This is a genomic window from Pseudogracilibacillus amylolyticus (SeqCode) (assembly GCF_051918545.1).
In the GTDB taxonomy this organism is placed as follows: domain Bacteria; phylum Bacillota; class Bacilli; order Bacillales; family Amphibacillaceae; genus Pseudogracilibacillus.
The window spans coordinates 1-12644 of record NZ_JBPPZG010000117.1; the positions used below are offsets into that span (position 1 = coordinate 1).

Genomic DNA, 12644 nt, shown 5'->3' on the forward strand with positions numbered 1-12644 from the left:
CTATTATCTGGTAAGAAATGAAGTGAGTAGAGCATATGCAGAGATTAGAGGAAGCGAATTGGCACCGAATCTGCGTGGATATGTTTTGTTCACCGATGTCCCTGGTGGAAATGAGGTAACGGTTGAAGTAAATGGATTGCCGCATTATCAGCCTGCACATGGTGACAAGGCGCCAATTGGACCACATGGTTTCCACATCCACGAAAAAGGTGATTGCTCGGTCGGAGATGAAGCAGATCCTTTTAAACAGGCTGGCGGGCATTGGAATCCGAATAATCAGCCACATGGCCATCACCCTGGGGATTTTCCCGTTTTGTTTTCCAACAACGGTTATTCAAGAATGTCGTTTTTTACCAACCGATTCAAGAGTCAAGATATTATTGACAAGTCGGTAATTATTCATGAAAATCCGGATGACTTTCGAACACAACCGTCTGGTAATTCTGGAAAGCGCATTGGCTGCGGTGCTATTAGAGCGTATTAAGTGGATGCCAGGCACACACGCAAAAGGTTATTAGTATTTGCGCGAGTGCCTGGGATAAAATTTGTGTATGTGCTGAAATGTCCTGGTCATTTTGTTAAAAAACGACGGAATAAAAAGTGGTAGATGGATAATGTCATAGATTTTGTTAACCAATTTGGAAATAGATACAAAAGAGAGCTCCTGTTTACCGAGGCCACTGAAAAACATATTTTTGAAGTTTATTTTCCCACTATGCAGTGTGAATCAAATGTAAAAGTATGTGTTGTTCCCCACTTCAAGGTGATTTGTGCAAGGAAATTTGGGAAACGATTTTCATTTGATTAAAAAATGATACTTTTTCAGCGGCCTCTGTTTACCAGGTCTCCCTTTCATATTATTTGAATGCGTCTGGTATATGGCCAAGGTCAATTCCCCAGACGAGCGGAAGGAGTATATATATTGCCGCTGTGACGAGAATGATTCCGAATATATTCAATGCAAATCCTGCTTTTGCCATGTCTGGTATCCGTAAATAACCTGAACCAAAAACAACAGCGTTTGGTGGTGTTGCAACAGGTAACATGAACGCACACGAAGATGCAACTGCAGCAGCAATCATAACGGAATATGGGTGAATGCCAAGCGCCGCAGCAAGTGCAGCCATGATTGGAAACATCATATTCGCTGTTGCTGTGTTGGACGTAATCTCGGTCAGGAATATGACCAACGTCGTAACGACCAATAAGACCACAATGATATTCATGCCTTCTAATGCTGCTAATTGCTTACCAATCCATTCGGATAAACCAGATTCTGTAAAACCGGCTGCAATAGCCAAACCGCCGCCGAACAATAGCAAAATTCCCCATGGTAGTTTGACTGCAGTGTTCCAATCCAGTAAAAAATCGCCTTTTTTATTTTTGGACGGTATGATGAATAGTACGATTGCTGCAGCCATTGCGATAATGGCATCATCAATATTAGGATTGATTTTGACAAGGACGAATGACCGAGTAATCCACGCCAAGGCTGTAAGAACGAAAATGACAAAAACGGCTTTCTCTTCATAAGATGCCTTACCAAGTTTATCTTTCTCCGACCTGATAATTCTTTTTCCGCCTGGTAGTGTTTTCACTTTTTGCGGATAGGCAATTTTAACTAAATAAAACCATGCAAAAAAGATGAAAATCCATGCAACCGGTACGCCAAATAACATCCAGGTCGCAAATGAGAGATCGATATCATACATTTTTTTAATGACACCGGCAAGCGCGGCATTCGGCGGTGTCCCGATCAATGTAGCGATACCACCAAGCGATGCAGAGTAAGCAATCCCAAGCATCAATGCTTTTCCGAATCCAAAATTTTTTTCAGAAGTGTCGATAGATGGGTTGTCTTTCAAGGCATCAGCCACTTGATAAGTAATTGCCAACCCGATTGGTACCATCATCATTGCTGTTGCTGTGTTGGAAATCCACATGGATAAAAAACCTGTTGCGACCATGAAGCCTAGCACGATTCGATTCATATTCGTACCAATGACAGATATGATGGCTAATGCAATTCGTTTGTGCAGGTCCCATTTTTCCATTGCTAAAGCGACCATGAATCCGCCCATGAATAAGAAGATCGTATCGCTGCCATAGGAAGATGTCGTGGCGCCTAAATCCAGGGCGTTTGTCAACGGAAATAATACGATTGGCAATAAGGATGTTGCCGGGATCGGAATCGCCTCGGTCATCCACCAGATAGCAATCCAAATTGTACTGGCCAAGACGGCAATCCCCGGTTTTGACAAGCCTTCAGGCGCATAAAATAATAATGTCAGTATGAATAATATTGGCCCGGCAAATAGTCCAATCCACTGGGCCGGCTTGTAAATACGCTGCTTACCGTTACTACCACCATTCCCTCCATCATTGCCATTTTGTGAGGATTGGTTTTGCCTGGAAGTTTTATCTGTCTGCCCCTTTGCCATGTTGGATGAATTGGCCCTGGTGAAAAAACGCAGCATGTCTTTTACTTCATCATGCTTATCCCAAAGCCAGTTCCATGTTGCTGTGATCATGGTAGTATTCCTCCTTAAGTCAATGTTATGAATATTAAATAGTATAACATATTTCATACTAGTAGTTTCAATAACTTTGATGGAGGGAAAATATTGCTTTCTACCTTTTTGAAATAAGTGCCCTATAGTATAATAGAATCAGCATTATACCAAAAGAGGTGCACAGATGATTACAGGAGAATTACGAAACAAAGTTGATCGGATATGGGAAACATTCTGGACAGGCGGAATTACCAACCCGCTTACTGTTATCGAACAATTTACCTATTTATTATATATTAAAGGCTTAGATGATAATGAGAAAAAGAAGGAAATGGATGCCGAGTTACTTGGGATTCCACATGAAGGCATTTTTCCTAAAGACCAACCCGAATTAAGATGGACAAGCTTTTCGAATATGGGACCAGAGGAAATGTTTGCGGTCGTTTCACAAAAAGTGTTTCCATTCATTAAGTCCATGGGTGAAAAGGATTCAGCATATGCGAACCATTTAAAAGACGCGGTTTTTGTTATTCCAACACCTTCCCTATTATCACGGGTTGTTGCTGGTATCAACGACCTGCCAAAAGCAACAAGCGGGGACCAAGAGATGGACACACTTGGTGACTTATACGAGTATCTACTATCCAAGTTGCAAAGTTCCGGTACCAACGGACAGTTCCGTACGCCGAGACAGATTATTGATATGATTGTTGAAATGGTGAAGCCGACTCCGCAAGATGTTATTATCGATCCGGCGGCAGGAACGGCTGGTTTTCTCGTGTCCGCGAGTCGGTATTTAAGGAAAAATCACAATGACATGTTTTTTGTACAAGGGTTGAGGGATCACTTTAACCAAGACATGTTTCATGGATTTGAAATTGACAGCACGATGCTTCGGATTGGTGCGATGAATATGATGTTGCATGACGTTGATAACCCGAACATTACGTACCGGGACAGTTTATCCGAACAGAACAGAGACAGGGAAAAATATACGCTTGTTCTGGCCAATCCGCCGTTTAAGGGATCGTTGGACTATGAATCTGTATCAGACGATCTATTAAAAACCGCAAAGACAAAGAAGACGGAGCTATTATTTGTTAGTCTGTTTTTACGCTTGTTGAAAAAAGGCGGACGTGGTGCAACAATTGTGCCCGATGGCGTCTTGTTTGGAGCATCGAATGCACATAAAGCAATCCGTAAAGAACTGATAGAAAATCATAAATTGGAAGCAGTCATCAGCATGCCAAGCGGGATTTTTAAACCATATGCTGGTGTGTCCACAGGTGTGCTTATTTTCACAAAAACAGATGCCGGCGGGACTGATAACGTCTGGTTTTATGATATGAAAGCGGATGGTCTTTCATTAGACGATAAACGAACCCCTGTTGAGGAAAATGATATTCCGGATATTGTGGCGCGGTTTAATAACCTGGAGGCGGAAAAAGACAGGAAGCGGACGGATCAATCATTCTTTGTGCCGGTTGAGGAATTGCGGGAGAATGATTATGATTTGTCGATTAATAAGTATAAGGAAGTTGTTTATGAAGAAGTGGAGTATGAGGAGCCGACTAGAATAATTAACAGGGTGTTAGAGTTGGAAAATGAAATTGTAAGTGGTTTGAATGAGTTAGACGCAATATTAAGGGACGATGACCTATGAAAGTAAAAACAATTGGTGATATAGCTAATATTGTTTCAGGTTATGCTTGGAAATCTAGAGAGTTTAAAGAGAAAACGGTGAAAGGTTTACCTGTCATTAGAATCCAAAACCTGAATAATACTGTAGATACCTATAAGTATTGGGAGCAGGAGTATGATGAAAGGTTTTTAGTGCATAAGAACGATATACTAGTAAGTTTATCTGGAAATGTAAAGGTTGATTTATGGAAAGGACCTATAGGTTTACTGAACCAGCGTATTATAAAGATCCTACCCAAAAAAAATATCGATAAGGAATGGCTTTATTTCCTGGTCAAATCAATTATTCAAGATATTGCCGGATTATCTAAAAAGTCCATTATAGATAATATTTCTGTTAGAGATTTTAAAAATATAGGGGTTGATGTACCTGATTTAGAAAGGCAAAAGGAAATTGTTAATGTACTAAATAAAGCAAATCTATTAATCAAAAAACGCAAACAACAAGTCGAAGCATTATCTTCTTTAAAGCAAAGTATTTTCTTGGATATGTTTGGAGATCCTGTAACGAATAAAAAAGGGTTTAACAAGAAACAATTAGTTAATTTATGTGATGAAATTATAGGTGGAGGAACCCCGTCTAAAAGACATCCAGAGTACTATATAGGTAATATACCTTGGGTAACTCCAAAGGATATGAAAAGAGAATTTATCGAGACTACTATTGACTATATTAACAGGCAGGCAATAAAAAATAGTTCCGCTAAACAGATACCAGAAAACTCGGTTCTAATGGTAATAAGAAGTGGTATATTAAAACATACACTTCCTGTAGCTATAAATAAAGGTGAGGTAGCTATTAATCAGGATATGAAAGCATTCATCCCCAAAAAAACAATTCTGACTCCAGAATACCTTTTGTATTCACTTAAGTGTTTCGCACCAGTTTTGTTATCTCAGGTACGTTCTGTAACAGCACATAACTTGGAATTTAATAAGGTTAAAAATCTGGAAATTCCAGTACCAAATATAAAACAACAAATATCCTTTTCAAAGAAAGTTAAGCAAATAGAGAGTATGATTATATCATTGAACCAACAGTTAACCAGATTTGAAGAATTAAAGAAATCCATGACCCAAAAAGCCTTCAACGGCAAACTATTTCAAAATGAATCTACCAAGCTAACAACCTAACGAAAGGAGCATTCCTGTAATGAAGAAATTTGAGGATTGAACAAAAAAGAGTCCTCTTGGTATAGTACAGGGTGTCATTGCAATGACCCCGAATTTAAATAAATACCAAGGAGAGGACTCACCATGAATTATAATCAAAATCGCAAAATATCGCAAATCACACCATCTACCCTCATTGTAGGAATTGACATTGCCAAGGATAAACATGTGGCACGTGCACAGGATGACAGAGGGTACGAATTTGGCAAAAGACTGATCTTTGACAATCGAATACATGGTTTTCAACAGCTGCTGGATTGGACGGTCAAGCTCCAGAAAAAGAACGAAAAGAGTCGTGTTATTTTTGGAGTGGAGCCAACAGGGCATTACTGGCTAAGCTTGGCCTATTATCTGGTAGCCAAGGACTATGATTTTGTGCTGGTTAATCCGATGCACGTAAAGAAGTTGAAAGAGGTCGATGATAATTCACCAACGAAAAATGACACTAAAGATGCACGTGTTATTGCGCAGTTAGTAAAGGATGGGCGATACTCTGTACCGAATCTTCTCGATGGCATTTATGCCGAATTAAGAGAAGCAGTCAAATTAAGAGATCAACTAACCAAACAGCTAACAATCATTGAAGGGCGCGTTCAAAACAATCTACAGCGATACTTCCCGGAGTTTAACGATGTGTTTAAAGATTGGGATGGAAAGACAGCCTTATTCACATTACGCGAGTTTCCATTTCCTTCTGATATTCGTGACATGACACCGGAAGAAGTATTGGCTCAATGGAAAACCGTCATTAAACGTGGTGTTGGCATCAAACGAGCAACGGCTTTGGTTGATAAAGCCAACAAAAGTGTTGGTATTAAAATTGGCTTGCGCTTTGCCAAAAAAGAATTACACAGCCTTTTGGATCAATATGAATTACATCGTAACCAGCTAGAAGAACTGGATCAAGAAATAGCTGAGTTGATGCAAGATATCCCAGGAGCCAAAGAAATGATGGCTATTAAAGGGCTTGGACCAACGACTGTAGCTACCTTTTTCGCGGAAGTTGGGGATATTACGAAATACCATCACCCTCAACAACTCGTGAATATGGCAGGCTTATCGTTACGGGAGCATAGCTCTGGAAAATTCAAAGGGCAAACAAAAATAACTAAACGTGGGCGGAAGAAACTGCGAAAAGCCTTATATTTGGCAGTACGACCACTAGTGGCGAGTAATCCAACGTTCAAAGCGCTGCATACGTATTACACGACCCGCCCCAATCATCCATTGAAAAAGCAGCAATCGCTTATTGCATTGTGCGGGAAGCTATTACGTGTATTGTTTGTCATAGGGCAAAAACAGTGTGAATTTGATGGAAACAAGCTATTGAAGGGATTACCTCAAACAGGTTCATTGCAGGCAGCTTAAAAAGCCTTTGTGAAAAGATTTATGGATAAATGTACTTGGATTTCTGGAATCAACAAACACCGATAATGCAGAGTCGGAGCTTATTATTTCCATTCGGGCACGACCCAGCAAAGGAGCTTTTCCGACCTCCACCTTGTGGATACGCAGGACGAAGGAATGTGTGGATTTAATCCCGTGATACATGGGAGGGTGAGCGACCATAAGTAGTGTGGAGTAATGAAGCATGGTTATACCAATTTTAACCAAATACTACAATTTGGTCGTTAGGATGGATTAGAGTGCATTAGAATATTCTGTATTCCAATCATTATCCACTCCCCCGCAATATTCCTAAATAGGTGTTTGAGAAATTCTAAGAAAACAAGAGCATTTTGAAGATATTTTAATTATATAGAGGGAGGAACGGTAGAGAATTCCATCGCCTATGAACTTGATGATGAAAAAACACCTGTTGAATTAATTGCCACACAAGGTGTAGGTGGGAAAGAGATCGGTAAAGAAGAATACAAGATAGATTAGACATCCCATAAAGAGGGGTCTTTTTATTGAGCAATTTCCATATTAAAATAAACAAAAAAGATAAACGTTCCTTAATTCCTGAAGAAAATCTGTCTATATACGTAATAAACATATTTTGGATGAAGTGCATAATAGCGAAACAAGTTATGGATAGTGATGCTTGAGAAGTTCTACCGCTGATCGTCTTTTTTGCAAAAGCAGCAGTACTAACCTTTACGTACTAAATGAAGGGTGTAAAGCGAAATCCCTAATGTAACAAATGAAATGATTAAGGCAATCCATACCATAATCCTACCTCTTTTTCTTGTGTATTTTGCATATTCCTTATATACTAAGAGTAGAATATGGTGGAGAGAAAATTAATCCTCTCCGGGTCTTAGTCTTTGGGCTTTCTTCTGTCGCAAGCAGATTGAAAGTCCTTTTCCTTTTTACGATTTGATAAAATGACAACGGTTAAATTAATAACAGCAATTGCCAAGTTTATCGCTGTCGTAAACAGTACTAAAACTTCTGCCACATCTACTCACCCCCTTTCTCTTCGGGGGATATTTGTATTATATCATTACGATTCTATTAAAGCATTCTTTTTCATCAAAAGGGTGTGAATAATATTAACTATCTCCCAAATAAAATGCAGACGTACGAATAGAGTCATGGTCTCATTTAATGATCATTGATACAATGCAACTCCATGCCATGGACACGGAGCCATTCTTTTTGCATTTCATAATCAGGTAAGACGGATTTAATCGTATGCCAAAACTTTGGACTATGCTCGAAAATGACCAGATGTGCTAGCTCATGTACAATCACATAATCCATGACACGAATTGGCGCCATGACAATACGCCAATTGATCCATAGTTACCTTCTGTTCTGGTGCCGTATATCACTACACCATTTACGAGGTCTATGGATATTTTGGCGTCTTTGCGGGTTTGTCTGTGCAGATTGTAGGATAATCGTGGTTCCATATTTGATGCTAGGCATGTTTTCCCCTACCTTTCACACCTTATTTTACATAGGTGGGACGGTTAGGGCAATTTTATGAACAACCTTGGCCTGAAATAATAAAAGAGAGAGAAAAAGCCAGTTACGGCAATTTTTAAACCGGGGGTGTTGATAAACATCAAAAACGAAGTGCTTATGATTGAAAATATGTTTTGATTTGTTGAAAAAATAAGGCAGGGATACATCAGAAAGTTCAAAAACATCTCCGCCAATAAGTCACAAATCTATGATAAAATTGTACTAAACTGGAAAGGAAATTAATTATAGTTGAACGGGAAGAAGGTCAGCAACATTTAAAAGGTAGAACATTTGAAGCAATTACAGGGAGTGTCCCCAATGCAAGAAGACAAGCGATCATTGATGAATTTACAAACGCACAATCAGGAGCTGTTTTGGTCAGCCAAATTACTGCAGTCGGTGTTGGATTGAACATACAAGCAGCAAATATTGTGATTTTATGCGAGCCGCAATGGAAGCCATCTACCGAAGAACAAGCAATCAGCCGCTCCTACCGAATGGGGCAATCAAGAAATGTTGTTGTTTATCGACTGTTAACCGAAGACAGCATCGATGTAACCATGTTGGAAGTATTGGGTGAGAAAGCTAATTTATTCGATTTATATGCCAGGGAGTCTGATGTTGCGTCACTTGCATTAAGTGAACAAGAAGAAACGGAAGAACAATCGATGAAGCAAAAAGTACTGAAATTGGAGAAAGAACGCTTGGAACAAAAAGTGGGGTGATATTCGTTTGTAAATATAATTGGAACTTCCATTCATCTATCAAAAATGTTTATACGGTCACGAAATCGTTTGATTAGGCAGTATGTCTATCATTAAACGTAGAATTTTTTCGATTTATTAGTCATTTTTGTGTTAAGATAGTAATATAGTGCTACTAACAAAGGAAATATACCATCTAATAAAATGAAATAAAATTGGGGGTTGATTGGCATGTATTTACAGGATATATTACCAAAAATGACGAAATTATATTTAGGGAGAATTGTCGATAGCTTTTTAAAAGATGTTCAAATGGAAACAGAAGATGAGATGCGTTCGGTTGTTTTGAAGAATATAGACGAGTTTCAAAACAAAGATCGTGTAAAAAGGAACTTGGACTTTAGTGATGAACCTCGAGATGTTACGCTGTTGAATGAAATGATTTTAATGTCACTGATGGAAAAGGAGGGATACATTTTAAGTGAATCGGATATTCTCAAAGAAGTTTTGGAAATGGAAAAAGAAATTTTGGAACAAAGTAATGATCAGGAGTATATCGAAAAATTTATACCAAAAGATGCCAAGCAAATCTATAGGTCTGTATTATACGAAGCATGGAAAAAAGATGATTCTTTAAATGCTCACGAGATAAATATTTTAAATGTGCTCCGAAATGAACTCGAACTTTCCAAACGTGATCATTATCTAATGGAGTGCCAAATTGGTAGATTCCCCCAAAAAGGAAACAAATTTCATACGCATCAACAAATTAACCGTTCGCTCATTAATTTACAGACAAGAGGCCTAATTCTACGTTTTAGGGAAGACACATCTTATTATATCATCCCAGAGGATATTGCACGTGTTATTCGGTATGAGATGGGTGGAGAATTAAGGAATGAAGTATATAAAACCTTACTAAATGACCTAAATGTAAATCAATTACGTGATGTGCTCAGTAGTTTGAACTTTAACGTTAGTGGAAGAAAGGAAAACCTTGTGGAGAGGATTATTAATCACAACATTTTACCTTCGACTGCATTAAAAACATTTAGCTCTACCGAATTAACCGAAATACTTAGAACATTAGAGGGAACAAAAATAAGTGGTTCTAAAAAAGAAAAAGTGCAGAATATCATAGATTATTATGAAATGTTATCTTCGCCGGAATTGTCGGACCCCACGGATGATAGAGCAAGATTATATGATTTCTTCGAGGAATTTGCTGCACGAGATTATAAAACCCTACGTGTGAATAAAATTATTGAAAAAGATAAACAGGTCGATAATTATTTTGAAGAGGCAACCCGCTATTTGTTCGAACGAAAATTTGGATTAAATTTAATGGAAATGAAAGGTACAAAGCACGCTGATGGAAAGATTCAATTTAACAATACTAATGTAGTATTGTGGGATAATAAAAGTACCGAAGAGCCGTATAATTTTCCGGAAGATCACTTTAATCAATTTTTGAGATATATCCGTTCGGAGGAAATGCGTGTTACATTGTTTTTGGTCATTGTGCAAGATTATACTACAGAAGCAGTGGCGCAGGCGCAAAAATTGAAGGCATTTTCAGAAGAGGATACAGATGTCGCTTTAATAAAGGCATCTGATTTAAAATATGTAGCTGAACAGTGGAGAAGTTATTCTGATCAAAAAAGCCCAGAATTTAATTTGCAAGTTTTCAACATGTCTGGAGAACTAACCCGAAACTCATTAATGAGCAGGTTGGAGTGGACACAAAAATATAGTTTAAAATAAAGATAATTCACTTAAAATCCATTCACCAGTTGCATGAAATTTTACAGACGGATTTGGGAGGAGTTTTCTGCTTAATATATGTGGATTTGGAGAGAAGCCGGATGGACTTAAAAAGATGTGGGATAAATATGCGGTTGAGACAGAATTTAATTTGTCCATTATTTCTGATTTTATAAGTGAACATGGGACAGAGATAGTTTTTAAACCAAATTCAGTGATCATTTCCAGAGGGGACTTTCTCAATGATGTCTATTTCATAAAAGAAGTAATAGCTGTTGGTTTAAGGGATTATGAGGACGGAAGCGATTATAGCTATTTTCAGGTGGATAAAACAAATGGAAATATCGGATTGCTGGAGGTGCTTTCCAGGAAGGAGCAATACATTGCAACAATAACATGTATAACAGAGGTAACTGCGGTCAGATTAGATTCAGCATTCGTTTACCAGCTGATTATGTCCAATTTATCCTTAAGAAGGTGTACTGTATTATTAGCTGAAGACTTATATAACAGGTCAGGAAATGATGGCATTTTTTATCATTATAAAGGTATTGACCGCCTAAGGTATTATTTTATTCGGTATTATGAAAATAACAGAGGGCAAACGGATTCCGTCAGTATAAATGTTTATTATAAGGATATTGCAAGCCGTTTAGGGATAAGTGTTCGTACCGTTGGCAGGAGCATAAAACAATTAAAACAACGTAATGAGCTATCGAGCACCGATCGAAAGTTAACCATGTCCAAACAGCAATATGCGAAAATGAAACAGAGTATATTATATATGGATAATTTAATAGTGATAGAACATAAATAGTAATCATAAAAGATCTATAAGACCTGTTAAAGAAATTCGAACTAAATCAAATCTTGAAGGAGGGATTTGGTAATAGTTCGGATTTTTTATTGCGTTTTCAGTGATTATTTCTGAGAGGACATCTGTCCTTTCATACCTTATATTAAAAAAGATATACTGGGTTTAATCCAAATATCCAATTTACGAATGAATGATAACGCTTTAATCGTTTGATCGTTGCCGGTATTTAAAGGAAGTAATATTTAAATGTGGAATGATTTATATAACGTAGATTGATGAAATCAAAAAGGAGCGGAAAGATGAAACGAGGAATAAAATATGATTTTTCATTGCTGGCACTGTTATTGATTCCTGTAGGTGTTTCATTAAACGTAGTTGGTTATCAATTATCGACTATTTTAAAATTACCTGTTTTTATTGACCAAATAGGAACAATGATGGTATCGATGATCGCGGGACCTTGGATTGGATTGCTGACAGGTTTACTGGGAAACGTTGTAAACGGGATGATTAATCCCATTGCAATAGGGTTTAGTGTTGTGTCAATGAGTGTTGGCTTTTTATCAGGATATTTATCTAAGTGGAGATTCTATACAAATATTTTCGGCATCATTATCGCTTGTGTACTTTTAACAATTGTATCAGCCATTCCTGCAGCCATCGTTACAGTTTTTCTATTTGGTGGGGTGACAGGTGCAGGGACAGACTTGCTTACAGCAACATTTCTTGCTACAGGTAAGGAATTATGGAATTCTGTTGTGTCCACAAATTTAATTTCAGGTTCAATCAATACAATTATAAACTTCGGTATTAGCTGGCTGATTATTAGAAGGGTTCCAGACAGGTTCTTAATTAAGCTAAATTACGGTGAACCTTATATTAAGAAAGGGGTGCATGTATGAATAGCCGCATAGGAAAGCTGGAGGTGAACATGCAGTATCTAATGAACAAGAGGATTTATAAGATGAAAAGATAGCATTGGAATGAAAACCGACTGCAGCCTTCAGACGAGCATTTCAAGGAAGAGGTTTATTATATGTCTTCATCTGCTGAACA

At 38.0% G+C, this 12644-nt stretch carries 11 protein-coding genes; 8 read left to right on the plus strand and 3 right to left on the minus strand.

Going from position 1 to position 12644, the window contains the following annotated elements:
* Positions 1–7: 7 nt before the first annotated feature.
* Complete coding sequence (locus tag ACPYKA_RS13045) at positions 8–484, plus strand: superoxide dismutase family protein (protein WP_479542706.1); 477 nt, start codon at positions 8–10, stop codon at positions 482–484.
* A 373-nt stretch (positions 485–857) separates the two neighbouring features.
* On the opposite strand, the gene ACPYKA_RS13050 is transcribed toward ACPYKA_RS13045, so the two are convergent.
* On the minus strand, positions 858–2531 hold the full coding sequence (locus ACPYKA_RS13050; protein ID WP_479542698.1) for an SLC13 family permease: 1674 nt from the start codon (positions 2529–2531) through the stop codon (positions 858–860).
* 166 nt (positions 2532–2697) lie between these two features.
* On the opposite strand from ACPYKA_RS13050, the gene ACPYKA_RS13055 reads away from it, so the two are divergent.
* From ACPYKA_RS13055 to ACPYKA_RS13065, 3 genes are all read left to right on the plus strand, one after another.
* Complete coding sequence (locus tag ACPYKA_RS13055) at positions 2698–4176, plus strand: type I restriction-modification system subunit M (RefSeq protein ID WP_479542699.1); 1479 nt, start codon at positions 2698–2700, stop codon at positions 4174–4176.
* A complete protein-coding gene (locus tag ACPYKA_RS13060) occupies positions 4173–5348 on the plus strand; it encodes a restriction endonuclease subunit S (protein WP_479542700.1) in 1176 nt (391 codons plus the stop codon). Before ACPYKA_RS13055 ends, ACPYKA_RS13060 begins: the two co-directional genes overlap by 4 nt.
* A 123-nt stretch (positions 5349–5471) precedes the next feature.
* Positions 5472–6755 carry an IS110 family RNA-guided transposase gene (locus tag ACPYKA_RS13065; RefSeq protein WP_479542701.1) on the plus strand — a complete coding sequence of 428 codons (1284 nt, stop codon included), beginning with the start codon at positions 5472–5474 and terminating at the stop codon, positions 6753–6755.
* A gap of 895 nt (positions 6756–7650) precedes the next feature.
* On the opposite strand, the gene ACPYKA_RS13070 is transcribed toward ACPYKA_RS13065, so the two are convergent.
* Positions 7651–7791 carry a hypothetical protein gene (locus ACPYKA_RS13070; protein WP_479542702.1) on the minus strand — a complete coding sequence of 47 codons (141 nt, stop codon included), beginning with the start codon at positions 7789–7791 and terminating at the stop codon, positions 7651–7653.
* Positions 7792–7937: 146 nt separating this feature from the next.
* On the minus strand, positions 7938–8132 hold the full coding sequence (locus ACPYKA_RS13075) for a YgjP-like metallopeptidase domain-containing protein (protein WP_479542707.1): 195 nt from the start codon (positions 8130–8132) through the stop codon (positions 7938–7940).
* Positions 8133–8548: 416 nt separating this feature from the next.
* On the opposite strand from ACPYKA_RS13075, the gene ACPYKA_RS13080 reads away from it, so the two are divergent.
* The 4 genes from ACPYKA_RS13080 to ACPYKA_RS13095 all read left to right on the plus strand — a co-directional run bounded on the left by ACPYKA_RS13080 (position 8549) and on the right by ACPYKA_RS13095 (position 12490).
* Positions 8549–9028: a helicase-related protein gene (locus tag ACPYKA_RS13080; protein WP_479542708.1), complete on the plus strand. Its 480-nt coding sequence runs from the start codon at positions 8549–8551 to the stop codon at positions 9026–9028.
* Between the two features lie 210 nt (positions 9029–9238).
* Positions 9239–10771 carry an SAP domain-containing protein gene (locus ACPYKA_RS13085; protein WP_479542703.1) on the plus strand — a complete coding sequence of 511 codons (1533 nt, stop codon included), beginning with the start codon at positions 9239–9241 and terminating at the stop codon, positions 10769–10771.
* 115 nt (positions 10772–10886) lie between these two features.
* Positions 10887–11588 (plus strand): Crp/Fnr family transcriptional regulator, encoded by a 702-nt coding sequence (locus tag ACPYKA_RS13090; RefSeq protein ID WP_479542704.1) that lies wholly within the window; start codon positions 10887–10889, stop codon positions 11586–11588.
* 299 nt (positions 11589–11887) lie between these two features.
* Entirely contained in the window at positions 11888–12490 is a 603-nt protein-coding gene (locus ACPYKA_RS13095; RefSeq protein ID WP_479542705.1) for an ECF transporter S component, read from the plus strand.
* Positions 12491–12644: the final 154 nt, after the last annotated feature.